This is a genomic window from Pinisolibacter sp. DMC100 (genome assembly GCF_056313705.1).
In genome coordinates, this window is the sequence record NZ_JBQUZT010000001.1 from 48,384 (window position 1) to 71,097 (window position 22,714).

Annotated in this window: 24 protein-coding genes and 2 tRNA genes; 7 read left to right on the forward strand and 19 right to left on the reverse strand. The window is 69.9% G+C overall.

Annotated features, from left to right (window positions below; all coding sequences use genetic code 11):
* Nucleotides 1-10: 10 nt before the first annotated feature.
* Nucleotides 11-2,347, reverse strand: coding sequence for an NADP-dependent malic enzyme (locus ACT541_RS00200; RefSeq protein ID WP_476133340.1), 2,337 nt, complete (start codon nt 2,345-2,347; stop codon nt 11-13).
* 323 nt (nt 2,348-2,670) lie between these two features.
* Between ACT541_RS00200 and ACT541_RS00205 the strand changes: the two genes are divergently transcribed.
* The 4 genes from ACT541_RS00205 to ACT541_RS00220 all read left to right on the forward strand — a co-directional run bounded on the left by ACT541_RS00205 (nt 2,671) and on the right by ACT541_RS00220 (nt 5,264).
* A complete protein-coding gene (locus ACT541_RS00205; RefSeq protein ID WP_476133341.1) occupies nt 2,671-2,997 on the forward strand; it encodes a hypothetical protein in 327 nt (108 codons plus the stop codon).
* 162 nt (nt 2,998-3,159) lie between these two features.
* Entirely contained in the window at nt 3,160-3,822 is a 663-nt protein-coding gene (gene msrA / locus ACT541_RS00210; RefSeq protein ID WP_476133343.1) for a peptide-methionine (S)-S-oxide reductase MsrA, read from the forward strand.
* On the forward strand, nt 3,819-4,691 hold the full coding sequence (locus tag ACT541_RS00215) for a CHAD domain-containing protein (protein WP_476133345.1): 873 nt from the start codon (nt 3,819-3,821) through the stop codon (nt 4,689-4,691). The genes msrA and ACT541_RS00215 overlap by 4 nt, the downstream gene beginning before the upstream one ends.
* A gap of 57 nt (nt 4,692-4,748) precedes the next feature.
* On the forward strand, nt 4,749-5,264 hold the full coding sequence (locus ACT541_RS00220) for a TIGR00645 family protein (RefSeq protein WP_476133347.1): 516 nt from the start codon (nt 4,749-4,751) through the stop codon (nt 5,262-5,264).
* A gap of 46 nt (nt 5,265-5,310) precedes the next feature.
* Here the strand turns inward: ACT541_RS00220 and mepA are convergent, their stop codons facing one another.
* The 9 genes from mepA to ACT541_RS00265 all read right to left on the reverse strand — a co-directional run bounded on the left by mepA (nt 5,311) and on the right by ACT541_RS00265 (nt 13,715).
* Entirely contained in the window at nt 5,311-6,240 is a 930-nt protein-coding gene (gene mepA / locus ACT541_RS00225) for a penicillin-insensitive murein endopeptidase (protein WP_476133349.1), read from the reverse strand.
* Nucleotides 6,241-6,307: 67 nt separating this feature from the next.
* Nucleotides 6,308-7,270 (reverse strand): bifunctional Delta(1)-pyrroline-2-carboxylate/Delta(1)-piperideine-2-carboxylate reductase, encoded by a 963-nt coding sequence (lhpI, locus tag ACT541_RS00230; RefSeq protein WP_476133351.1) that lies wholly within the window; start codon nt 7,268-7,270, stop codon nt 6,308-6,310.
* Nucleotides 7,271-7,316: 46 nt separating this feature from the next.
* Nucleotides 7,317-7,706 (reverse strand): lipopolysaccharide assembly protein LapA domain-containing protein, encoded by a 390-nt coding sequence (locus ACT541_RS00235; protein WP_476133353.1) that lies wholly within the window; start codon nt 7,704-7,706, stop codon nt 7,317-7,319.
* A gap of 47 nt (nt 7,707-7,753) precedes the next feature.
* The gene (locus ACT541_RS00240; protein ID WP_476133354.1) at nt 7,754-8,050 is read right to left on the reverse strand and encodes an integration host factor subunit beta; all 297 of its coding nucleotides are present in this window, start codon (nt 8,048-8,050) and stop codon (nt 7,754-7,756) included.
* 18 nt (nt 8,051-8,068) lie between these two features.
* On the reverse strand, nt 8,069-9,031 hold the full coding sequence (sppA, locus tag ACT541_RS00245; protein ID WP_476133355.1) for a signal peptide peptidase SppA: 963 nt from the start codon (nt 9,029-9,031) through the stop codon (nt 8,069-8,071).
* A 177-nt stretch (nt 9,032-9,208) separates the two neighbouring features.
* The gene (gene rpsA / locus ACT541_RS00250; RefSeq protein WP_476133356.1) at nt 9,209-10,903 is read right to left on the reverse strand and encodes a 30S ribosomal protein S1; all 1,695 of its coding nucleotides are present in this window, start codon (nt 10,901-10,903) and stop codon (nt 9,209-9,211) included.
* Between the two features lie 315 nt (nt 10,904-11,218).
* Nucleotides 11,219-11,872, reverse strand: coding sequence for a (d)CMP kinase (gene cmk, locus ACT541_RS00255; protein WP_476133357.1), 654 nt, complete (start codon nt 11,870-11,872; stop codon nt 11,219-11,221).
* Nucleotides 11,873-11,883: 11 nt separating this feature from the next.
* Nucleotides 11,884-12,576 carry a glutathione S-transferase family protein gene (locus tag ACT541_RS00260; protein WP_476133359.1) on the reverse strand — a complete coding sequence of 231 codons (693 nt, stop codon included), beginning with the start codon at nt 12,574-12,576 and terminating at the stop codon, nt 11,884-11,886.
* A 146-nt stretch (nt 12,577-12,722) separates the two neighbouring features.
* The gene (locus tag ACT541_RS00265) at nt 12,723-13,715 is read right to left on the reverse strand and encodes a complex I NDUFA9 subunit family protein (protein ID WP_476133360.1); all 993 of its coding nucleotides are present in this window, start codon (nt 13,713-13,715) and stop codon (nt 12,723-12,725) included.
* 172 nt (nt 13,716-13,887) lie between these two features.
* On the opposite strand from ACT541_RS00265, the gene ACT541_RS00270 reads away from it, so the two are divergent.
* A tRNA-Leu gene (locus tag ACT541_RS00270) sits at nt 13,888-13,972 on the forward strand.
* Between the two features lie 99 nt (nt 13,973-14,071).
* Here the strand turns inward: ACT541_RS00270 and ACT541_RS00275 are convergent.
* Together ACT541_RS00275 and ACT541_RS00280 are read right to left on the reverse strand one after the other, a co-directional pair.
* On the reverse strand, nt 14,072-14,929 hold the full coding sequence (locus tag ACT541_RS00275) for a hypothetical protein (RefSeq protein ID WP_476133362.1): 858 nt from the start codon (nt 14,927-14,929) through the stop codon (nt 14,072-14,074).
* Nucleotides 14,930-15,080: 151 nt separating this feature from the next.
* Nucleotides 15,081-15,166 (reverse strand) — tRNA-Leu (locus ACT541_RS00280).
* A gap of 158 nt (nt 15,167-15,324) precedes the next feature.
* Here ACT541_RS00280 and ACT541_RS00285 point away from each other — a divergent pair.
* Nucleotides 15,325-15,909: a YqaA family protein gene (locus ACT541_RS00285; protein WP_476133363.1), complete on the forward strand. Its 585-nt coding sequence runs from the start codon at nt 15,325-15,327 to the stop codon at nt 15,907-15,909.
* A gap of 19 nt (nt 15,910-15,928) precedes the next feature.
* Nucleotides 15,929-16,459, forward strand: a complete 531-nt coding sequence (locus tag ACT541_RS00290; protein ID WP_476133365.1) for a disulfide bond formation protein B — start codon at nt 15,929-15,931, stop codon at nt 16,457-16,459.
* Between the two features lie 10 nt (nt 16,460-16,469).
* Here ACT541_RS00290 and ACT541_RS00295 read toward each other — a convergent pair whose 3' ends face one another.
* From ACT541_RS00295 to ACT541_RS00325, 7 genes are all read right to left on the reverse strand, one after another.
* Entirely contained in the window at nt 16,470-17,210 is a 741-nt protein-coding gene (locus ACT541_RS00295) for an energy transducer TonB (RefSeq protein WP_476133366.1), read from the reverse strand.
* Nucleotides 17,207-17,707 carry an ExbD/TolR family protein gene (locus ACT541_RS00300; RefSeq protein WP_476133367.1) on the reverse strand — a complete coding sequence of 167 codons (501 nt, stop codon included), beginning with the start codon at nt 17,705-17,707 and terminating at the stop codon, nt 17,207-17,209. Before ACT541_RS00300 ends, ACT541_RS00295 begins: the two co-directional genes overlap by 4 nt.
* Complete coding sequence (locus ACT541_RS00305) at nt 17,704-18,315, reverse strand: MotA/TolQ/ExbB proton channel family protein (protein ID WP_476133368.1); 612 nt, start codon at nt 18,313-18,315, stop codon at nt 17,704-17,706. The genes ACT541_RS00300 and ACT541_RS00305 overlap by 4 nt, the downstream gene beginning before the upstream one ends.
* A gap of 90 nt (nt 18,316-18,405) precedes the next feature.
* Nucleotides 18,406-20,658, reverse strand: a complete 2,253-nt coding sequence (locus ACT541_RS00310; RefSeq protein WP_476133369.1) for a TonB-dependent receptor — start codon at nt 20,656-20,658, stop codon at nt 18,406-18,408.
* Between the two features lie 87 nt (nt 20,659-20,745).
* Nucleotides 20,746-21,126, reverse strand: a complete 381-nt coding sequence (locus ACT541_RS00315; protein ID WP_476133371.1) for a DUF2946 family protein — start codon at nt 21,124-21,126, stop codon at nt 20,746-20,748.
* Between the two features lie 140 nt (nt 21,127-21,266).
* Nucleotides 21,267-21,824, reverse strand: a complete 558-nt coding sequence (locus ACT541_RS00320; RefSeq protein WP_476133372.1) for an HNH endonuclease — start codon at nt 21,822-21,824, stop codon at nt 21,267-21,269.
* 197 nt (nt 21,825-22,021) lie between these two features.
* The gene (locus ACT541_RS00325) at nt 22,022-22,666 is read right to left on the reverse strand and encodes a DNA-3-methyladenine glycosylase family protein (RefSeq protein WP_476133374.1); all 645 of its coding nucleotides are present in this window, start codon (nt 22,664-22,666) and stop codon (nt 22,022-22,024) included.
* Nucleotides 22,667-22,714: the final 48 nt, after the last annotated feature.

Consider the following 22,714-nt stretch of genomic DNA (forward strand, 5'->3'; position numbering starts at 1 on the left):
CCAACGAGAATCAGCGCCCGCCGGAGCGACGCGACTGCGCCTCGACCGCCACCAGCGTCGACATGTTGACGACGCCGCGCGAGGTCACCGACTGGGTCAGCACGTGCGCCGGCTTCGCCGCCCCGAGCAGGATCGGGCCGACGTGGAGACCGTCGGTCATGCCCTTGATCAGGTTCAGCGCGATGTTGGCCGAATCGAGCGAGGGGAAGACCAGCAGGTTGGCGTCGCCCTTCAGCGTCGAATCCGGCATCACCCGGTTGCGCATCGCCGTGTTGAGCGCCGCGTCGCCGTGCATCTCGCCGTCGATCTCGAGGTCCGGCTCCATGGCGCGAACGATCGACAGCGCCGCCCGCATCTTGTTGGCCGAGGCGAGGTCGCGCGAACCGAAGTTCGACGCCGACAGCAGCGCCGCCTTGGGCGGCAGACCGAAGCGGCGGATGTGGCGGGCGGCGAGCACCGCCGTGCGCGCCACTTCCTCCGGCGTCGGATCCGGCGTCGCATAGGTGTCGGTGAGGAACCACGAGCCGGTCTGGGTGATCAGCAGCGACAGCGTGGCGAAATGCGTGTCGACCGTATCGCGGCCGATCACGTCGTCGACCACCTTGAGGTGACGGATGAAGCCGCCGCCGAGACCGCAGATCAGCGCGTCGGCATCGCCGCGTTCGACCGCCACCGCGCCGATCACCGTGGTGTTCGACCGCACGATCGTCTTGGCGCCGTCCGGCGTCACGCCCTTGCGGCCGACCTTGGAGAAATAGGTCGCGACATAGTCGTTGTAGCGCGGGTCGTTGGAGGGATCGACGACCTCGAAGTCGACGTTCGGGCGCACGCGCAGACCGAAGCGCTCGCAGCGCGCCTCGATCACCTTCGGCCGGCCGATCAGGATCGGCGTGGCGACGCCTTCCTCGAGCAGCACCTGGGCCGCGCGCAGCACGCGCTCGTCCTCGCCGTCGGAATAGACGACGCGGCTCTTGACCTTCGACGCCTTCGCCGCCGCCGTGATCGGCTTCATGATCAGGCCGGAGCGGAAGACGAAGCGCGAGAGACGCTCGACATAGGCGTCGAAATCCTTGATCGGCCGGCGCGCCACGCCCGCTTCCATCGCCGCCTTCGCCACCGCCGGCGCGATGCGCAGGATGAGGCGGTTGTCGAAGGGCGAGGGGATCAGATGGTCCGGGCCGAAGACGACCGGGCTGCCGTCGGCGTTCTTGAGATCACCCGCCTCCTCGTGGGCGAGCTTGGCGATGGCATGCACCGCCGCCATCTTCATGGTCTCGTCGATCGTCGTCGCGCCGACGTCGAGCGCGCCGCGGAAGATGTAGGGGAAGCAGAGGACGTTGTTGACCTGATTGGGGAAATCCGACCGGCCGGTGCAGATCATGGCGTCCGGGCGCACCTCGCGGGCGAGGTCGGGCATGATCTCCGGCGTCGGATTGGCGAGCGCCATGATCATCGGCCGCTCGGCCATCGACTTCAGCAGTTCGGGCTTCAGCACGCCGCCGGCCGAGAGCCCGAGGAAGACGTCCGCCCCCTCGATCACTTCCGCCAGCGTGCGCTTGTCCGTCTCCTTGGCATAGACCGCCTTGTAGCGGTCCATCAGCTTCTCGCGGCCGACGTGGACGAGGCCTTCGAGGTCGCAGACCCAGATGTTGTCGACCTTCGCGCCGAGCGAGACCAGCAGGTTGAGGCAGGCGAGCGCCGCCGCACCCGCGCCCGAGGCGACGATCTTGACCGCGGCGATGTCCTTGCCGGCGAGCTCGAGCCCGTTGAGGATCGCCGCCGCGACGATGATCGCCGTGCCGTGCTGGTCGTCGTGGAAGACCGGGATCTTCATCTTCTCGCGCAGCTGGCGCTCGACCTCGAAACACTCGGGCGCCTTGACGTCCTCGAGGTTGATGCCGCCGAAGGTCGGCTCCAGCGCCGAGACGACGTCGACCATGCGCTCGACCGTCGGCGCGTCGACCTCGATGTCGAAGACGTCGATGCCGGCGAACTTCTTGAAGAGGACGGCCTTGCCCTCCATCACCGGCTTGGAGGCGAGCGGCCCGATGTTGCCGAGACCGAGCACCGCCGTGCCGTTGGAGACGACGGCGACGAGATTGCCGCGCGCGGTGTAGTCCTCCGCCCGATCCGGATCGTCCCGGATCGCGAGACAGGGGGCCGCGACGCCCGGCGAATAGGCGAGCGCCAGATCGCGCTGGTTGCCGAGCGGCTTGGTCGCCTGGATCTCGAGCTTTCCGGGACGCGGCATCTTGTGGAAATAGAGCGCGGCTTCGGAGAGCTCGTCGTTGTGGCTGCGTTCGGCGAAGGACGTGGCGATCTCGTTGGTCGGCTCGGTCGTCGGCATCGGTCACTCCCGTTTCGCGTCGGCGCATTCGTCGGCCCCCGCCGGCCGGCGGTCTCGACGGGGTGGCGACCGGTCGATCACATTCCACCCTGCCTGCGACGACAGGCCGCAAGCGTTAACCGCGAGGCCGGCGCCGGGCAACCCTCACGATGACACGAAATGTCTCGTAATCGATTGAAAAATCAATTCTTTTCATGCTGCAACGCAGCACTCGCCTTTGCACCGCCGTCGCGTTAGGGTGCCTCCGCTCGAATCGTCGCCGAAAGACGCGCGCGACGGGCGAACCGACCCGGATGGAACGCGACGACACGGAGGGAAGAACGATGATCCGTTTTCTCGTGCGCACGCTCGGTCTGTGGCTGCTGGCGGGCGGCTTCGCCGCCGCCGTGATCGACGGAATGAGTTCGATCGCCGCCTCTGCGCCCCGCCTGAGCTCGGCCGCCCAGTCGTGGAAATCCGTCTTTCCGGCAACTTTCGAGAGCGCCTCGGCCTCGCTCGCCGCCAGCGCCGGACCGGGGGTGCGCGACGCGGTCTTCGGCCTCCTCGGCATCGTTCCGACCTGCCTGCTGCTCGGCGTCGTCGGCTTCCTCCTGGTCGCGTCCGCCCGCGATCGGTCGGGCGAACGCCCGGTGATCGCCCCGCGCGGATGACGGCCGTCATCGATTCGTGACGAAACGCCCCTAATCGCCAGCTCGACGCCGCGACGGCTGGCGAACGCGCGAGGCATCCCCATATCTCTCCCGCGACCGCGCCGAGACGCGCCGACCGCCCGCCGGCGGTCGCGGACGCGCGGCCACAGGAGGAGACCCGCCATGAGCCTGTTCGGCCTTTCCCACGCCAAGCTGCGGATGCCGCCCGCCGGCGAAGCACTGCCCGGCCGCGACGCGCCGATCCCCACCGCCACGCGTCACCGCATCTACGATCTCGACCTGAAGGCCGAGGCGCCGGCGGGTTGCGAGACCGCCTTCTTCGGCATGGGCTGTTTCTGGGGCGCCGAGCGCCTGTTCTGGCGCACCCCCGGCGTCGTGCTGACCGCGGTCGGCTATGCCGGCGGCGAGACGCCGAATCCGACCTATCCCGAGGTCTGCTCCGGCCACACCGGCCACGCCGAGGTGGTGAAGGTGATCTACGACCCCGCCCGCGTCTCGTGGGAGGACCTGTTGCGCCTCTTCTTCGAGAGCCACGACCCGACCCAGGGCATGCGCCAGGGCAACGACGTCGGCACGCAGTATCGCTCGGCGATCTACACCACGACGCCGGCGCAGGCCGCCGCCGCCCATGCCGCCTGCGACGCCTACGACGCCCGCCTCGGCGCCGCCGGCCTCGACCCGGTGACGACCGAGATCCGCGCCGCGCCGCCCTTCTACTATGCCGAGGCCGAGCACCAGCAGTATCTCGACGTCCACCCCGACGGCTATTGCGGCCTCGCCGGCACCGGCATCGCCTGCCCGATCCCGCGCGGAGCACAGGCATGACGACGACGCTCGAAGCCCCCGCCTCGGCGACGCTGGCGATCGCGCTGAAACGCCGCCTCGCCGACGAGATCGCCGCGGCGCGGGCCACCCTCGTCGACCCCGCCCTGCCGCGCGAGGCGATCGTCCATCGCGTCCGCCGCTGCCTCAAGCGGGCGCGGAACCTGTGGTTCGTGCTGGAGCCGGTGGCCGGTGATCGCGAGGGCCGCGCCCGCCGTGTGCGCGAATGCGCCCGCCTCCTCGCCGACGCCCGCGATGCCGACGTCATGGCCGCCGAGGCGCGTCGCCTCGCCGACGACGGCCGCGACGACGAGACCGCCCGTTTCGCCCGCGTCTGTGCCGACCGCGCCGCCGAGGCCCATCTCAGGACGCCGGACTTCACCGCCGTCGATGCCCGGCTGCGCGCCTGCGAGGCCGACGCGCAATCGCTGCCGCGCGTCTTCCCGGCGGGCCGCCTGCTGCACGAGGGCCTCGTCGTCACCTACCGCCGCGGCCGCCGCATCTGGCGCGACCTCGACGACGGCGCCGGCGACGAGACGCTGCACGAGTGGCGCCGCCACGTCGCCCGCCGCCGCCATCTGTCGGAGCTAGTGCCCTTCGCCACCGCCTCCACCGCGCCGTCGCTGCGCGACGATCTCGGCCGGCTCGGCGACGTCCTGGGCGAGGAGCACGATCTGGCGGTGATGAGCGAGCGGGTCGTCGACGATGCCGGACTGACGGCCGGCGAGGACGACCGCACCGCCCTCCTCGCCCGCTTCGCCCGCCGCCGCAAGGCGCTGCGCAAGGAGGCGCTGGAGCTCGGCGAAGACCTCTACGGTGCCCGCACCCGCGCCTTCGAGCGCGAACTGGAGAGACTGGCCGAACTCTGCTAAGGGCTGGCCGGACGAGGAAGACGGGACCGGTGCGACCGGACGGAACGGGAGATGGACATGGCCGAACACACGATCGAACGCGGTCTCTTCGCCAGCCGCTGGCTGATGGCGCCGATGTATGTCGGCCTCGTCGGCGCGCTGCTCGTGCTGATGCTCAAGTTCGGCCAGGGTCTCTTCGAATTCGCCCTCCATTTCTGGGCGGCATCGGAAGCGCAGACCGTCCTCGCCATCCTGTCGCTGATCGACATGACGCTCGCCGGCAACCTGCTGCTGATCGTCATCTTCTCGGGCTACGAGAACTTCGTCTCGAAGATCGACGTCGGCGACCACGAGGACCAGCCCGAATGGAAGGGCAAGGTCGACTTCGCCGCGCTGAAGATCAAGCTGATTGCCTCGATCGTGGCGATCTCGGGCATCCATCTGCTGAAGATCTTCATGGACATCGCCAAATACACCGACCGCGACATCATGTGGATGACGATCATCCACGTCGTCTTCGTCGGTTCGGGCGTCCTGCTGGCGCTGATGGACAAGATCCACGGCTCCCACACCAGGCAGGAAGCGCTGCACTGAGCGAGCCGGCGCGCGGTCACGCGCCACTTTCGACGGCGCGGGCGCCTCACTTCATCAGCAGCACTTGCCGGCAGGCTTCCGGCAGGTCGGCGAGCATCATCGGCGGGCGCGGCTTTTCCGGCTCGCTCGGCTTCCACGGCTCCGGCCCCAGCCACCACGCGAGATCCGCCCCGCAACCGTCGCCCGAGGGCGGCGGATCCTGGTCGGCGCAGGCGCCGTCGCCGGCCGGGCAGGCGATGCGGACGTGGAAGTGATAGTTGTGGCCGTACCACGGGCGGACCTTGGCCAACCACGCCCGATCGGACCCCGCCCAGTCGCACAGCGCCTTCTTGATCGGCGGATTGACGAAGATCCGCGCCACCGACGGATCGCGCGCCGCCTCGCGCACCAGCTTCGCCCGCGTCTCGGTCCACTTCGAGCGATCGAGCTCGCGCTTGGCCATGTCGACCATCGACACCGCCGAGATCGTCTCGCGCTCGTCGGCCGAGAGCCGGTGATCGGGCATCGGCGAGAACCAGATGTCGGCGTCGAGGCCGATCTGGTGGCTGGCATGGCCCGTCAGCATCGGCCCGCCACGCGGCTGCGACATGTCGCCGACCAGCAACCCCGGCCAGCCGATCGCACGCCCCCGGGCCGCGAAGCGCTCGAGGAAGGCGATCAGGGCGGGATGACCCCAGTTGCGATTGCGCGTGAGCCGCATCACCTGCCACGCCGGCCCGTCGACCGGCAGCGCCGTCGCACCCGCGAGACAGCCGCGGGCATAGGAGCCGATCGACCGCGCCTCGAGCGGCGCCGGTGCGGCCTTCTCGCCGAACAGAACCTTGGCGGCGTCCGGCGGCAACGCCGCCCGCGCCCTCTCCATCTCGGAGAGTCCGTCCGACCCGGTCGTCTGGGCCGTGGCCCCACCCGCAGCGAGGAGCGCGGCGACGGCGAGCACGAGGCCCGGCAGGGAGATGAGACGACGTGCTCTCGACATGGCTCGCACTCCGGCGTGACGGCGAGCGCCGATCATCGCCCCGGCGGCGTTTACGAATCGTTGACCATCACGCCGAGATCGCGCGATGGACGAGGCGTGCGGCGACGAGGTCTTCGAGCGCCGTGCCGACCGACTTGAAGAGCGTGATCTCTTGCCCGGTCGCCCGGCCCCGGACCGTGCCGCGGCAGAGCTCCGCCAGCTCGCCGACGATGCCGTCGAGCGTCAGCGCTCCGGCCGCGATCGGCCGGGTGATGTCGCCGGCCTCCTTGGTCGCGCCGGCGCGGGTGTCGACGAAGACCCGGGCCCGCGCCACCGCCGCGTCGTCGGCCTCGCGCATGGCGGGCGTGTAGCCGCCGACGAGATCGACATGGGCGCCGGGCTTCAGCCAAGCGCCGCGGATCAGCGGCTCGGTCGACATGGTGGCGGCGGAGACGACGTCCGCCTCGCGCACCGCCGCCTCGAGATCGTCGGTCGCCGTCACCTTGAACGGCCGCCCGGCGAATGTCGCGGCGAAGGCCTCGGCCTTGGCACGAGAACGGTTCCACACCGTCACCTCCTCGATCGGCCGCACGCTCGTATGCGCCTCGACCAGATGTTCGGCGAGCGATCCGGCGCCGACCATGACGAGGCGGCGCGCATCGGGCCGGGCGAGGAAGTCGGCGGCGAGTGCCGAGGCGCCGGCGGTGCGCCACAGCGTCAGCCGCGCCCCGTCGAGCACGGCGAGCGGCACACCGGTGACGCCGGAGAGGAGCACGTAGGCGCCGACCACCGAGGCGAGCCCGCGCGCCGCGTTGCCCGGGATCACCGAGACGATCTTGACGCCCATCACCGCGTCCTCGCCGATCGCACCCGACGTGTCGCTCCACGCCGGCATCAGCAGCAGCATGGCGTCGTCCTCGCCCGCCCGCTTCATCGGATGGTGATGGCGCACCGGCGTCACCACCGCCTCGCGAAAGCCGGCGCGCAGCGCCTCGACCATGCCTTGGCGCGTCAGGACGCGATCGATCGCGTCCGCGTCGATGCCGATCATCGCGGAACCCTCGTCTGGGAAGATGGAATGATGAGACCCGCCGAGATCAGGCGGCGCGCGCGGGGCCGGGAGCCGGAAGCGCCGGACCCGGCGCGGGGGCCGGCGCCGTCAGCGCGGCGACGACCGCGTCCTTCTCGGCGACCTGGGCGGCGAGACCCGCCCGCTCGGCCTCGAGCCGCACCGCCTCGCGCCGGACGGTGCGAGCCGCCTTGCGATAGACGCCCTGACGCCACCAGGTGACGACGCCGCCGAGCATCACGCCGAGGATCAGCGCGGCGAGCGGCAGCAGGAACAGCGGCAACGTGGCGGAAAGCGCCGGATCGTCCGGCCGGAACGGATCGAGCGAGACGGTGACGAGGCGGCGATTGGCCACGGCGAGCGCCACCACGACCACGCCGATCGGCAGCGCCAGGAGCCAGGTGAAGAATCGCTTCATCGCGACGTCCCCGTTCGATGTCAGATGGTCGGACCGCGGATCCCGGCTCAGTCGCCGAGGTCGACGCCGTCGTTCAACCGCTCGCGCATTTCCTTGCCGGTCTTGAAGAACGGCACGTATTTCTCGGTCACCGAGACCTTCTCGCCGGTGCGCGGATTGCGGCCGGTGCGGGCCGGGCGGTTCTTGACCGAGAAGGCGCCGAAGCCGCGCAGCTCGACACGGTCGCCGCGGGTCAGCGCACCGGTGATCTCGTCGAGCACCGCGTTGACGATGTGCTCCACGTCACGCTGGTAGAGGTGCGGGTTGCGCTCCGCCAGCCGCGTCACCAGCTCGGACTTGATCATCGACCGATCCCCTCGAAATCACTCGGATTTTTGGTTGCGTCCAAGGTGCCAGTCCGACCGCAGTCCGTCAAGCGAGCGCATTGCCGCGATCTCACCGTCGAGCCCCAGCGCGGCGACGACGCCGGCGGTCGCCGCCTCCGCCGTCGACTGCACCCAGGAGAGCGCCGTCTCGGGCCGCTTCGGCTTCCAGTCGACGATCGGGAGCCCCGCAGCGACGCCCTTCGACTGCAGCCACTCGACCGCCACGCTCTCCTCGCCGATCGCGTCGATCAGCTTGAGACCGAGCGCCTGATGGCCGGTGACGACGCGGCCGTCGGCGAGTTCCAGCGCCTTGTCGCGCGGCAGGCCGCGGCGATCGGCGACGAGGCCGACGAACCAGTCGTAGGTGTCGCGGATCGCCCGGTCGAGCATGGCGCGGGCTTCCGGCGAGGTCGGCTTGAAGGGCGTCGGCTCCGCCTTCATCGGCGAGGACTTCACCTCCTCGAGCTTGACGCCCACCATCTTCATCAGTTCGGAGACGTCGCCCCACTGGGCGAGCACGCCGATCGAGCCGGTCAGCGCCGTGCGCCGCGCCACGATCCGGTCGGTGCCGAGCGCCGTCATGTAGCCGGCCGAGGCGGCGAGCGAGCCGACCCAGCTCGCCGTCGGCTTCTTGGCCGACAACCGCCGCAGGCTCTCGTAGAGCGCCTCGCCGGCCGAGGTCGCGCCGCCGGGGCTGTCGATGTCGACGATCACGCCCTTGACGGACTCGGTGCGGGCGATCTCGTCGATCATCGCGATCAGCGGCCGGTCGGGCAGCATCATGCCCTTGATCGTCACCCGCGCCACGTGCGGCTGGGCGGTCGACGGTCCGAGCCCGCCGAAACGGGCCGCCAGTGCCGCCACCGCGACCACCGCCAGCACGATCGCGGCGATCCGCCAGAAACCGAGACGACGCTTCAGCCGACGACGGTCGGCGATCGCGTCCGGATCGAGGAGCATGGGGAGACCTCCGGTGAACCAGTTTCACAGCGTTATCGAGCCCGGGCGGCGGAAACAAGCCCCGCCCGTCACGTCCTCGTGAGCACCGAGACGGGAGCCCGGAAAACGCGAAGACCCGCGCCGGTTTCCCGACGCGGGTCTCGTTGGAAGGGTCGGCCGGGATGCCCGGCCGGCCGATCACTTGTCTTCGGTGCGCGCGCGCAGGGCGGCGCCGAGGATGTCGCCGAGCGAGGCACCCGAGTCGGACGAACCGAACTGGGCGATCGCTTCCTTCTCTTCGGCCACTTCGAGCGCCTTGATCGAGACGCCGACCTTGCGGGTCTTGCGGTCGAAGGTGATGACGCGGGCATCGAGACGCTCGCCGACGGCGAAACGGTCCGGACGCTGGTCACCACGCTCGCGGGCGAGCTCGGAGCGCTTGATGAAGGTGGTGAACTCGGTGTCGACGATCTTAACGTCGATGCCCGAATCCTTCACCTCGGTCACTTCGCAGGTGACGATCGCGCCGCGGCGCAGATCACCGGCCTTCTCGAAGGGGTCGCCGGCGAGCTGCTTGACGCCGAGCGAGATGCGCTCCTTCTCGACGTCGACGTCGAGAACCACGGCCTTGATCTTGTCGCCGCGACGGAACTCCTCGATGACCTGCTCGCCCGGACGGTTCCAGTCGAGGTCGGAGAGGTGGACCATGCCGTCGACATCGCCGTCGAGACCGACGAACAGACCGAACTCGGTCTTGTTCTTGACCTCGCCCTCGACGACCGTGCCCTGCGGGTACTTGTCGACGAAGACTTCCCACGGGTTGGCGAGCGTCTGCTTCAGGCCGAGCGAGATGCGGCGCTTGACCGGATCGACCTCGAGCACCATCACTTCGACTTCCTGCGAGGTCGAAACGATCTTGCCCGGATGGACGTTCTTCTTGGTCCAGGACATCTCGGAGACGTGGATCAGGCCTTCGATGCCCGGCTCGAGCTCGACGAACGCACCGTAGTCGGTGATGTTCGTGACGCGACCCGCGAACTTGGCGTTGATCGGGTACTTGGCGACGATGCCCTCCCACGGATCCGCCTCGAGCTGCTTCATGCCGAGCGAGATACGATGGGTTTCCGGGTTGACGCGGATGATCTGGACCTTGACGGTCTGACCGATCGACAGCACCTCGGACGGGTGGTTGATGCGGCGCCACGCGATGTCGGTGACGTGCAGCAGGCCGTCGATGCCGCCGAGGTCGACGAACGCACCGTAATCGGTGATGTTCTTGACCACGCCGTCGACGATCTGGCCTTCCTGCAGGCTCTGCACCAGCTCCGAACGCTGTTCCGCGCGGGTCTCTTCGAGAACCGTACGACGCGACACGACGATGTTGCCGCGACGCTTGTCCATCTTCAGGATCTGGAACGGCTGCGTCACGTGCATCAGCGGGGCGACGTCGCGCACCGGGCGGATGTCGACCTGCGAGCGCGGCAGGAACGCCACGGCGCCGTCGAGGTCGACGGTGAAGCCACCCTTGACCTGGTTGAAGATGATGCCGGTGACCTTCTCGTTCTTGCCGAAGGCTTCCTCGAGACGGGTCCAGCTCTCCTCGCGACGCGCCTTCTCACGGGAGATGACGGCTTCGCCGAGCGCGTTCTCGACGCGGTCGAGATAGACTTCGACTTCGTCGCCGACCTTGAGACCGCCGTCGCGGCCCTGGGCGCCGAATTCCTTGAGCGCGACGCGACCTTCGACCTTCAGGCCGACGTCGATGACCGCGAGGTCCTTCTCGATCGCGACGATCTTGCCCTTGACGACCGAGCCTTCGTACAGATTGGACTGCTCGAAGGATTCTTCGAGAAGGGCAGCGAATTCGTCGCGGGTGGGGTTCATCTGAGACATTGAAACTCCTGATGCCGAAATATCGGCGAGCGCCGGCTTGGGTTCGCGTTGGTTTCCGATCCCGACCGCGTCCGGATCCCCTCTGGGGAAACGCCCGGGGTATCACCCACGGGTGCCGGCGCCGGCGAACGTGCTCGAGATCGTCGTTCGAACGATGCCCGCCCTCCCCTCGCCTCGGAAACCCGATGCGACCGGCGTTTCGGACGCCGACGGAAGACGGACGCGCCCCGTTGCCGGGACACCCGTTCGAACCGGCGTTCCATAGCCGACGCGCCCCGATCCGGCAAGGCCGAAACGGGCGGAAACGCGAGAAAATCAGCCGATGGCGGCCCGTTTGGCCGTGACCATCGCCATGGCGGCCTCGAACGCCCCGTCGCGGTCGAGCGTCGACGTGTCTAGCACCAGTGCGTCGGCGGCCGGCCTGAGCGGCGCGATGGCGCGATTGCTGTCCCGTTCGTCGCGCTCGCGCGTCTCCTCGAGGATGATCTCGTAGTGGACGTCGCGGCCCTTGGCGAGCAGTTCGTCGGTGCGGCGGCGGGCACGCACCTCCGGCGAGGCGGTGACGAAGATCTTCACGTCGGCGTCGGGGCAGATCACCGTGCCGATGTCGCGCCCGTCGAGCACCGCGCCGGGAGCCTTCGCGGCGAAGGCGCGCTGGAACTCGACCAGCGCCGAGCGCACCGACGGATGCACCGCCACCCGCGACGCCAGTTCCCCCGCCTCGCGGCCGCGCAGATCGCCGCGCTTCAGATCCTCGGGGTCGAGGGCTTCCGCGAACTGTCCGGCAACCACCGGATCGTCGAGATCGTAGCCGCGATCGAACATCAGCCGGCCGATGGCGCGATAGAGCAGCCCGGTGTCGAGATGCGGCAGGCCGAGCGCCTCCGCCAGCCGCAACGCCAGCGTGCCCTTGCCCGCGGCGGCCGGGCCGTCGATCGCCACGACGAAGGGGCGGGAGGCGTCGGTCATCGTGCGGCTCGTCAGAAGTCGAGGTCGGCGTAGGTCGACGCCGGCGGGATGGCGAGGATGCGGTCGGAGAGCAGCGTGCGGAACGACGGGCGCGACTTCACCAGCCCGTACCAGGACTTGGTGGTGTCGTCCTCCGACCACGGCACCTCGCCGAGATAGTCGACGCAGGACAGCGCCGCGGCGGCGGCGAGATCGGCATAGGACAGCCGCGGGCCGGCGAGCCAGTCGCGCGTCGCCGTCAGCCAGCCGAGATACTTGAGATGATGGCGGATGTTGGCGCGCGCCGCCCGCATCACCGCCGAATCCGGCGCCCCGCCGCCCTGCGCCCGCGGGATCTCCAGCTTGAAGATCTTCTCGTGGACGAGATAGCCGACGACTTCGGCGTCGAACTTGCCGAGGAACCAGTCGACCAGCCGCCGCACCTCGGCGCGAGTCTCGGCATGCTGCGGCATCAGCCGGCGGTCGCCCATGGCGTAGCCGCGGGTCTCGTCGAGATATTCCATCACGACCGAGGCGCCGCAGATCGGCGGGCCGTCGTTCTCGACCAGCACCGGCAGCGAACCGGCCGGATTGAGCAGCAGGAAGTCGCGCCGCCGCTCCCAGGGCTTTTCCACCACCAGATCGGGCGTCACGCCGTATTCGGCACAGGCCAGCCGCACGAAACGGCTCGAGGTCGAGAACGGGTGATGAAAGAGCGTGAGCATCGCGGTCCGGAAAAGCAGCGCCTCGACGGTTCGCCGGCGCAGACCTTCCTATAGGCCGCGTCGGCGCCCCCGACAAGCCGAGCACGCCCCCGACACGGACCCGGTACGACCCGTCGCCGCCGCTCGTGGGCGCCCGGCGCGGCGCCTCAGGCGGTGCGGTCGCGGTTGAACTGACCCTGCTCGCGGAAGCGCCAGAGGTAGCTCTCGATCACCGCCTCGATCGCCGTCGGCGTGATGCCGAGGCCGGCGAAGGTACGGCCCTCGGCGACCGCCGCGTCGGACACGACGTTGTCGACCTTGAGCAGCTCGAGCTGGTCGACGGTGACGACCGGGTTCGGCAGGATCTGCAGCACGCTCGCCGCGATCTTGGCGATCGAGAAGGGCACCGGCACCAGGAAGCGCTTGCGGCGCGAGGCGGCGAGCACCAGCTCGGCGCATTCGCGGAAGGTCTTCACCTCGGGGCCGCCGAGCTCGTAGGTGGCACCCGCCCTGGCGCCGCCCTCGACCGCCACGGCGATCGCCTCGGCGACGTCGCGCACGTAGGTCGGCTGGAAGCGGGTGGCACCGCCGCCGAACAGCGGCAGCACCGGCGACAGCGTGGCGAGGAAGCCGAGCTTGTTGAAGAAGTCGTCGTCGGGCCCGAACAGCACCGAGGGACGCAGCACCACCGAATCGGGCAGCGCGTGCAGCACCGCCTTCTCGCCCAGCGCCTTGGTGCGGGCATATTCCGACGCGCTCGCCTCGTCGGCGCCGATCGCCGAGACGTGGACGATCGAGGCGAGGCCGGCCGACTTGGCGACCTCGGCGATCATGTGGGCGCCGTCGGCCTGGACGTCGGCGAAGGTCTGCTTGCCCGAGGGGGCGAGGATGCCGACCAGATTGACGACGGCGTCGGCGCCTTCGATCGCGCGTTCGACCGACCAGCGGTGATCGCGACGGATGTTGGCCTGGACGCCGACGATCTGGCCGGGGCCGCCGCAGGGCTGCAGCTGGCCGGCGAGATCGGGTCGACGGCAGGCGGCGCGGATGCGCCAGCCACGGGCGGCGAGCGCGCGAACCACCTGGCGGCCGACGAAGCCGGAGCCGCCGAAGACGGTGACCAGCTTGGATTCGTTGGAGGCGACGTCGGAAGCGGTCATGCGCGTGAACCCCTGACTGTGGCGGGTCTCGTTCGACTTGATATGGAACGGTTCTTAGCGCTCGCCGCGGCTCCTGTGAAGCGCTTCGACACTCGCCCTTGGTGGAAAGGTCGAAAGACGGCGACGGACCCGATTGACAAGCCTCCGCCGACCCCTTAACAAGCCCCCCGTTGCCCAGGTGGCGGAATTGGTAGACGCGCACGGTTCAGGTCCGTGTTCCGCAAGGAGTGGAGGTTCGAGTCCTCTCCTGGGCACCATTTCACGGAGACGCGTTCTCCTCCGTGATCCTCCAGAGACATTCGACCGCCGTCTTCGCGAGCCTCGACGCACGTCCGCGTCGTGCGACCGGCCGCCCGTCAGGCGCCACCCGTCTTGATCTCGACCTTGAAGCCGGTGATCTCCTGAAACGCCTCGATGCTCCAGGATCCCAGCCGGCGGAACACGTCGGCGATGTTGTGGGTGTGCAGGACCGCCAGATCCGGATGGGCGTGGATGTGCGCGTAGCGCGCCGCCGGCAGCGCCTCGCCGCCGAAACGTTGCAGCAGAATCGCCGCCGCCTGCTGCTCGGGCGCCGTCGCGCCACCGGTCGACGGCACGAATCGGCTGGGCGTCGTCGGCCAGGCGTCGATCATCTTCAGACACCCGGTGATCGCCGAGCGCGACAGCTTCACCCCCGGGGCCAGGCAGTAGAAGTCGCCGAGAAGCGACGGCAGTGCCGGCGGGTGATAGTAGCGGATGCCGTATTCGGCGCCCGAGAAGGAATGCAGGTCCTGCATGTAGAGGACCCGCTTGCCGTCGCCCGGCCCCCAGACGAAGGCGAAGACCTCCTGCGGGCAGTCGAGGAAAAAGACGTCGGTGCCGATCAACAGACGGAAGCCGTCGTCGTCGAGCAGCGCGAAGTCGGACAGCATCCGGATCACGCAGAACCGATCGATCTCGGTCAGATTGCCGAGCGCGTTGGCGAATTCCGCGTTCTCCTCGAAGCGGCCGCCCTCGATCCGGTCGAGCGCCACCACCTCGAAGGGGAACGAGAAGTGGCCGCAGAGCGCCTCCGCCGCCGCCACGAAGGGCGAGATCGTGTGGATGCGCACGGTGATGTCGAGATAGGGCGCGACGTGGCGGTCGATGGTCAGGAGCGACAGCGCCAGTTCGGAATAGAGCTTCGGGTTCGACTGGTCGGCGGCAAAGAACGCGGCATAGCGAATCGTCAGCATCGAATCGGCCCTCGGCGAATGTCGCCCGACACTAGAGCGTTTTCCGTGTCGATTGGGCACCTGCGGGAAACAAATCGAGGGCGCCGTTCGGGCGCGGCGACGCGGGCCGCCGCCGAGGCCGCCGCCGCGAGATCCCGCCGATGTTCGAGAGTGGTGCCCCAGGTCGGACTCGAACCAACACGCCGTCGCCGGCAACAGATTTTGAGTCTGCCGCGTCTACCATTTCGCCACTGGGGCCGCACGGCGGCGCATATTAGTCGGGCAGGGTCGGGCGTCAACGTCGCCGCCGAGTTCATCACCGGCGATCACGTCGCCTCGAGCGGCGCGGCGGAGGTGGACGCCCCCGCCGGCCTCCGCTAAACCCGGCCGACCGAAGCCGCCGACGAGACCCCCCGATGCTGAAACGCCTCTACGACTGGACCCTGTCGCTCGCCGCCCGCAAGACGGCGGAGGTCTGGCTGGCGGTCATCGCCTTCATCGAGAGCTCGGTCTTCCTGGTGCCGGCCGACGTGCTGTTCCTGCCGATGGGCCTCGCCCGGCCGGATCGCGTCTATCGCTACGCCTTCATCGCCACGGCGGCCTCGGTCCTCGGCGGCATCGCCGGCTGGATGCTCGGCCACTACGCCTTCGACGCGCTCGCCATGCCGATCCTCGAGTTCTACCACAAGGCCGAGGCCTTCGAGCGGCTGAAGCGCGACTGGGGCGATTCGGTCCTGCTGCTGCTGATCACCTCGGGCCTCGCCCATCTGCCGCCGATCAAGGTGGTGACGATCCTCTCCGGCGTGATGAAGGTCGATCTCTGGCTCTTCGTCGTCTCCGCCATCGTCGCCCGCGGCGCCCGTTTCTACGCGCTCGCCTGGGCGCTGAAGCGCTGGGGCGAGCCGATCCGCCACTTCATCGAAAACCGCCTCGGCCTGATCGCCGGCCTCGCCGCCGCCTTGATCATCGGCCTCTATCTCGCGGTGAAACTGCTCGGGTGAGCCGAGCGGGAGAACGACGATGACCATCCCCGCCCCGTTCCTGCGCCGCGACACGATCGCCCTCCTCCTCGCGGTCGCCGCCGTCGGCATCGTCGCCACCGCCTGGGGCTTCGAGCTGATCGGCGGCTTCGTGCCCTGCCGGCTCTGCCTCGAACAGCGCGTGCCCTATTACGCCGGCGCGCCGCTGGCGCTCTTCGCCTTCGGCCTCGACCGCCTCCGCCTGCCGGCGATCCTGCCGCGCCTGGCGCTGCTGGCACTCGCCGGGCTCTTCGCCTGGGGCCTGTGGGTCGGCGCCTATCAGGCCGGTGCCGAATGGAGCTGGTGGCCGGGTCCGGCCGACTGTTCCGGCGCCCGCCTCGGTGCCCTGCCGTCGAAGGCCGGCGACCTGCTCGGCTCGCTCGGCGCCGCCCACGTCGTCGACTGCACCAAGCCGCAGATCCGCATCCTCGGCCTGTCCTTCGCCGGCTGGAACGTGCTGACCTCGCTCGGCCTGATCGCCGTCACGCTCTTCGCCGCCCTGCGCGCCGCCGGCCCGAACGATCGCGCCTGATCGACCGCCCTCACCGGAGGTCGAAACGCACCGAGATCGACGAGCGGTATGAACCGCCCGGCGGCGGCGGCAGACGCACCGCCGCCATCATCCCGTGCACCGCCGCGTCGAGTTCGCCGTGGCCCGACGATCGCACGATCGAATGCGACACGATCGTGCCGCCGCCCCCCACCGTGAAGGCGACCCCGACCGCGCCGGCGATGCCGCGCTCGCGCGCCGATGCCGGATAGTGCTTGTGGCGGGCGATCTCGGCCGCGACCAGCGAGGCATAGGAAGCCGCCGCCGCCCGCCGCGCTTCCGCCTCCGAGGCCCGCGCCGCCGCCTGCGCCGAGGCATCGATCGAAGAGACCCGCGTCGGCTTCTCGACCTCGCGCCGCGGCTTCGGTTTCTCCTTCTTGCGCTCGACCGGCTTCTTCGGCCGTTCGCGCACCGGTTCCGGGCGCGGTTCGGGCAGCGCCACCTCGGCGACCGGCGTCGGCACGGCGATCGGCGGCGTCTCCTCGACGACCTCCGGCGGCGGCGGTTCGGGTTCGGGCGGCGGCGCCTCGGCGCGCGAGGCGTCGCTCGGCAGCACCTCCGGCGTCGGTTCGGGCGAGGGCTCGGGCTCGGAGACCACCGCGATCTCGATCGGTCCGGAGCCGGGCGTCACCGCCTCGCCGAAATGCGCGGCGAAGACCGCCGCGTGCACGCCGACGACCGCGACGACGACCGCCGGACGCAGCCAGACCGGTCGGATCGCGCGCGTGGTCACCGGATCGTCTCGTCGACCGTGGTCGCGGCGGCGAGCGTCGCCGCCGGCGAACGGGAATCGGACGCCGCCGTCGGGGTCGACCGGCTCTGCGACACCAGCGCGATGCGCGAGAAGCCGCCGGCGGCGAGGAGATCGATCACCCCGACCACCTCGCCGTAGGCCGCCTCGCGGTCGCCGCGGACGTGGATGGCGCGGGTGTCGTCGCCCTGCGTCCGCGCCCGCACCGCCTCGACCAGCGCCTCGCGGCCGACGATGTCCTGGCCGACGGCGACGCCGCCGTCGCGCGTCACCGACACGACGATCGGCTCCGCCGGCGGCAGCGGCCGAGCGGCCGAGGCGCGCGGCAGATCGACCTTGAGGCCGGCCGCCAGCATCGGCGCGGTGATCATGAAGACGACGAGCAGCACCAGCATCACATCGACCAGCGGCGTGACGTTGATGTCGGCGAGCGGGCGATGACGGCGGGCGAGGCCGGATTGGCGAGCGACGGGGGTCACGGCGTGGCTCCTCCTTCGACGAGATCGACGGCATGGGCTTCGACACGGTCGCCGAGATCGGCGGCGATGGCGGAAAAGGCGGCGCCGAGCCGGCTGTAGCCGACCGACGCGGGGATCGCCGCGGCGAGCCCCCAGGCGGTGGCGGCGAGCGCTTCGGCGATGCCGGGGGCGACCACCGCGAGGCTGGTGTCGCGGGCCGCGGCAATGCCGGCGAAGCTCGCCATGATGCCCCAGACGGTCCCGAACAGACCGACGAAAGGCGCGACCGAGGCGATCACCGCGAGATCGGGCATCCGTCCCTCGGCCCGGGCGAGGAGCGCGCGGCCGGTCGCCGCCATCGCCTCGCCGAGCCGATGACGGCGCTCGCCGGTCGTCTCGCCGGGCAGCACGCGCGCCGCGGCCGAAGCCCCGGCGGCGAAGACCGGCGCGAAGAGACCGGCCGCGGCGGGCCGGGTCAGGGCGCGCCGCAGACGGACGATGGTGACGATCGCCTCGACGATCAGCACCCAGCACCACACCGAGGCGAGGCCGAGGACGATCATCACCGATCGGCCGACGAGACCGGCACTCTCGTAGAGCGCCAGCGGGGAGAGCGAGATGGTTTCCAACGATGAACTCCGAATGCCCGGTCGATCCGGCCGATCGACCCTTCCGACGATGCCGGACGGGGGCGCGAGGGTCGCCCGCGCCCCCGGTGGTCAGAACGCGACCTTGGCGGTGGCGAAGATCGACCGCCCCGGACCTGCCAGCGGGCCGATCGCGCCGGTCTTCTTGTTCTCGCCATAGTCGATGCCGGAGAGCGGGCTCGAGTATTTCTGGTCGAGCAGATTGTCGACGCCGACCTCGAGGCGGACGTTCCGCCACTGGTAGCCGGTCCGCCAGTTGACCAGGGCATAGCCCGCGGTGCGCAGCTCGTTGCGGGTCGAGGACACGTCGGTCTTGGAGGAGACCATCTGCACCTCGGCATGCTGGCTCCAGGCGCCGAGGCGATGATCGAGACCGATCGCGCCCTCGAGCGGCATCACCCGGTAGAGCCCGTCGTCGGTGTCGAGGTTGCGGCCGTGGGTGTAGGCGGCCCGGCCCGACACGTCGAAGCGGCCCCAGGTCGCCGAGGTCCACACCTCCGCCCGCACCGCGGCGTCGAAACCGTAGAGCCGGGCGTCGTGATTGGCGAACTGCAGCAGCGGGAACGTGCCGTAGCTGATGCCGGTGCCGGTCTTGCGGTCGGCGTCGATGTAGTTCTCGACATGGGAGAACCACGGCGTGACCTTGACCTCCCACGCCTTCTTCGCCGGATCGTGCAGCACCAGTGTCGTCGACAGCGTGTGGGCGACCTCGGGCTTCAGGTCGATGTTGCCGACATAGCCGTTGGCATCGCCGAACCACGAGATCATCCGGCTCGCCATGGCACCGGTCGACCACGAATAGCGCTCGTAGAAGTTCGGCGAGCGGGTCTTGCGGGCGTAGCCGAACTCGAACTCGGCCGTCTCCAGCGGCTTCCAACGGGCGAGCGCCGTCAGATCGAAGTTGACGTCGGTCTTGGCGTGCGAACGGGTGTTGAAGGCGGTGCTGTCGCTCAGATAGTTCACCCGCGTCGCCATGCCCATCATGTTGGGACCGACGTCGACGGCGCTGTAGCCGCCGACGTTGCCGGTGTCCATCCAGACGGTGTCGTTGCGGATGCCGAGGAGGCCCGACCACTCCTTGGAGAAGACGTGCTCGAGTTCGGCCCAGGTGCCGAGCCGGTCGCGCCGTGCGCCGTTGATGTTGACGAAGGTCGAGCAGCACATCGTCGTCGTCATGCCGGCGACCGGCGGCCACCAGTCGTCGAGCGTGGTGTGCTGGAACTCGTTGCCGATCCGCAGCGTGTCGGCCTTGCCGATCGGGATCTCGGCCTTGACCGACCAGCCGCTGTCGGTGCCGTTGGTGTACATCGGCATGCCCTTGCTCGACGCGGCGTCGATGCCGTTCGACATCTTGTCGGCGAGGAAGTTCATGTAGTGGCGCGTCTCCTGCCAGGAGGCGCGGGCGTCGAGCCTGCCCCAGTCGTAGCCATTCTCGAAACGGACGTTGATGAACTCGCTGCGATTGTAGAGCATGTCCATGCGGACGTTCGGGAAGCCCTGGTAGGGGATGTCCTGGATGCCGGCGGCGAAGGTCAGCTGGCCGCTGTCGAGCCGCCGGGCTAGCGTCACCGCGTGGTTCTGCGTCGCATAGAGCGAATCGCGCACGATCTTGCCGCCGCCCGCCTCGTAGTTCTGCCCGCGCGAGCCGGCGCCGTCGTATTCGAGGCTCCAGTCGGCATTGGCGACCGAGGCGTTCAGCGCCCCGCCGACGACGTTGCCGTTCGACCGATAGAAGGTCGACACCGAACCGTGGGCGACGACGCCGTTGCCGAGCCGGAGGCCCGGCAGGCCGTCGATGCCGACCGAGCCGGCGAAGCGCGGCGCCCGCGGCTCGACGATGATCGTGCCGCCGATCGAGTCGCCGCCCTTGGAGACCGGCGTCACGCCCGCCAGCACCTCGACCTTGCCGATGCGCGACGGGTCGACATAGGACAGCGGCGGATTCATGTGGTTGCCGCAGGCGGAGGTGATGGCCATGCCCATGGTCAGCACGTTGATGCGGTCGTCGCCGAGGCCGCGCATCACCGGCAGCGAGGAGACGCCGCCGCCGGCGGCCACCTGGACGCCGGGGATCGCCGTCAGCATGGCGGCGGTGTCGTCGGAGACGGCGGCGGCCGCGGCCAGCGGCTCGCCGGTCAGCGTGAAGGCACCGATCGGGGTCGAGAGCCCGGCGGGCGCAGCGGCCGGCTTGGCGCGGTCGGCGGTGACGACGACTTCGGGAAGGGCCTCCGCGGCCCGCTTCTCCTGCGGCGCGGCCTGGGCGGGAAGGGCGAGAACGACGGCGGCGAGGAGCGCGGTGCTCCCCATGAGACCGATACGGGACATGACGGTTTTCCTGATGCCGGGCGGACGCGTGGCGTCGCGCGCCAAGACGGCCGGACGCGCGGAAACGCGCCGGCGGCTGAGGGCAGGTCAGGAAAGAGCGGGCGGTGCGCGGCCGCGGATCTGGTCGAGGTGCCGTTCGGCGACGACGGCCTCGACGACGATGCGCCAGGCGACGATCGCGCTCGCGGGCGGCACGTCGACGGGGATCTGCACGAAGACCGGCGGCGCATGGCCGCCCGCCGCCACCAGCTGGCAGAGGCCACAGGCCTCGCCGTGACGGGCGAGCCCGTGATCGGCGTTGCCGGAGAGGTCGGCGCCGTCCTCGTCGTGGAGACAGATCGAGGCTTCGGCCGCCGGATCGAAGGTCATCCGCATCATGGCCGCGCTCGCACCCACCGGCGCGACGATCTGAACGATCAACGCCAGTGCGACGAGCAGACGCGACGCGAAGCGGACGGAACGCGACAAAACGGATACCCCTTGCCCCGATCGTCTCTTAACATTTCATCGACGCCGCACAACTTGATTTCCATCAACAATAGGGCGAACCCCGCCGCGCTCGCGCGAAAAGGGCGGGGCGACCGATCGCCGCGACCACCGTCCGCCGCTCACGGATCGAGTTCGGTGTCCCAATAGAGATAGTCCATCCAGCTCTCGTGCAGATGGTTCGGCGGGAAGTGCCGGCCGGCCTCGTGCAGGTCGTGGACCGTGGGGCGCCACGGCATCTGGTGGGCATGGAGCCCCGCCTCGCGCATCGAGCGATCGCCCTTGCGCAGATTGCAGGGGGCACAGGCGGTCAGGATGTTCTCCCAGGTCGTCTGCCCGCCGCGCGCCCGCGGCACCACGTGGTCGAAGGTCAGGTCCTGGCCCGAGCCGCAATATTGGCAGGTGAAGCGATCGCGCAGAAAGACGTTGAACCGGGTGAAGGCGGGCGTCCGCTCGGAGCGGACATAGGACTTGAGCGACACCACCGAGGGCAGCGCCATGCTCAGGCTCGGGCTGCGGACGGCGACGTCGTAACAGGCGAGAATGTCGACGCGGTCCATGAACACCGCCTTGATCGCCTCCTGCCAGGACCACAGCGACAGCGGGTAATAGCTGAGCGGACGATGGTCGGCGTTCAGCACCAGGACGGGATGGGATCGGGGCGTCACGTGGATCGTCAAGGCGCACCTCGCTCTCCGCTGGGAGCGGTGCGGGCCTCGCCGACGATCGAATCGGCCGAGAACGCCGGCACCACGAACGACGGGGACAGTGTACGGGACGCATGTCGCTCGTGTGAAGACGCGGACGCGTGATGGCGCGGCCCTGTTGCCGATGCGCACCGCGTGTCCGCGACGACACGCCGTGCCGCCGCGCGCCTTCAGCGCGCCATGCCCTCGCGCCCCTGCCGTCGCGCCGCGTAATAGGCCCAGAACAGCCGCGCCGCGACGCCGCGCCACGGCGCCCAGGCCGACGCGATCGCCCGCACCGCCTTCTCGTTCGGCCGCTCCGCGATGCCGAAGGCGTCGCCGATCGCCGCCTGCAGGGCGAGGTCGCCGCCCGGCCAGATGTCGGGATGACCGGCGGAGAAGAGCAGCCACACTTCCGCCGTCCAGCGGCCGATGCCCTTGATCGCCACCAGCCGCGCCACGGCGTCCTCTTCGGCGAGGTTCGCGCAACCCTCGAGATCGAGCCCGGCTTCGCAGGCCTCGACCACCGCCCGGAGCGTCCGGACCTTGGCGGCCGAGAGCCCCGCCGCCCTGAGCGTCTCGTCGTCGACCCGCGCGACGTGCTCGGGCAGAGGCTCGGCGCCGATCACGCCCTCGACCCGCGACCAGATCGAGGCCGCGGCCTGGGCCGAGACCTGCTGCGCCGTGATCACCCGGGCGAGACCGCCGAAACCGGGCGGACGCCGCCGGAGCGGCACCGGGCCGCTCGCCGCGATCACCGGCACGAGCCGCGGATCGATCGTCGCGAGGGCCACGAGCCCCGCAGCCACGTCGTCGTCGCCCTCGATCCGCCGCATCGTTCGCTCCCTCGTCGCCCGTCCCCCTCCGAGGCGACAGCGGCCGCG

Excerpts from the sequence above, each read along its gene's own strand:
- ACT541_RS00290 (WP_476133365.1), top strand. The coding sequence starts at position 15,929 with ATGACCATCCCCGCCCCGTTCCTGCGCCGCGACACGATCGCCCTCCTC.
- msrA (WP_476133343.1), top strand. The coding sequence starts at position 3,160 with ATGAGCCTGTTCGGCCTTTCCCACGCCAAGCTGCGGATGCCGCCCGCC.
- ACT541_RS00205 (WP_476133341.1), top strand. The coding sequence starts at position 2,671 with ATGATCCGTTTTCTCGTGCGCACGCTCGGTCTGTGGCTGCTGGCGGGC.
- ACT541_RS00200 (WP_476133340.1), bottom strand. The coding sequence starts at position 2,347 with ATGCCGACGACCGAGCCGACCAACGAGATCGCCACGTCCTTCGCCGAA.
- ACT541_RS00240 (WP_476133354.1), bottom strand. The coding sequence starts at position 8,050 with ATGATCAAGTCCGAGCTGGTGACGCGGCTGGCGGAGCGCAACCCGCAC.
- ACT541_RS00285 (WP_476133363.1), top strand. The coding sequence starts at position 15,325 with ATGCTGAAACGCCTCTACGACTGGACCCTGTCGCTCGCCGCCCGCAAG.
- ACT541_RS00235 (WP_476133353.1), bottom strand. The coding sequence starts at position 7,706 with ATGAAGCGATTCTTCACCTGGCTCCTGGCGCTGCCGATCGGCGTGGTC.
- ACT541_RS00215 (WP_476133345.1), top strand. The coding sequence starts at position 3,819 with ATGACGACGACGCTCGAAGCCCCCGCCTCGGCGACGCTGGCGATCGCG.
- ACT541_RS00325 (WP_476133374.1), bottom strand. The coding sequence starts at position 22,666 with ATGCGGCGGATCGAGGGCGACGACGACGTGGCTGCGGGGCTCGTGGCC.
- rpsA (WP_476133356.1), bottom strand. The coding sequence starts at position 10,903 with ATGTCTCAGATGAACCCCACCCGCGACGAATTCGCTGCCCTTCTCGAA.
- lhpI (WP_476133351.1), bottom strand. The coding sequence starts at position 7,270 with ATGATCGGCATCGACGCGGACGCGATCGATCGCGTCCTGACGCGCCAA.
- sppA (WP_476133355.1), bottom strand. The coding sequence starts at position 9,031 with ATGCTCCTCGATCCGGACGCGATCGCCGACCGTCGTCGGCTGAAGCGT.
- mepA (WP_476133349.1), bottom strand. The coding sequence starts at position 6,240 with ATGTCGAGAGCACGTCGTCTCATCTCCCTGCCGGGCCTCGTGCTCGCC.
- ACT541_RS00265 (WP_476133360.1), bottom strand. The coding sequence starts at position 13,715 with ATGACCGCTTCCGACGTCGCCTCCAACGAATCCAAGCTGGTCACCGTC.
- cmk (WP_476133357.1), bottom strand. The coding sequence starts at position 11,872 with ATGACCGACGCCTCCCGCCCCTTCGTCGTGGCGATCGACGGCCCGGCC.
- ACT541_RS00310 (WP_476133369.1), bottom strand. The coding sequence starts at position 20,658 with ATGTCCCGTATCGGTCTCATGGGGAGCACCGCGCTCCTCGCCGCCGTC.
- ACT541_RS00275 (WP_476133362.1), bottom strand. The coding sequence starts at position 14,929 with ATGCTGACGATTCGCTATGCCGCGTTCTTTGCCGCCGACCAGTCGAAC.
- ACT541_RS00260 (WP_476133359.1), bottom strand. The coding sequence starts at position 12,576 with ATGCTCACGCTCTTTCATCACCCGTTCTCGACCTCGAGCCGTTTCGTG.
- ACT541_RS00220 (WP_476133347.1), top strand. The coding sequence starts at position 4,749 with ATGGCCGAACACACGATCGAACGCGGTCTCTTCGCCAGCCGCTGGCTG.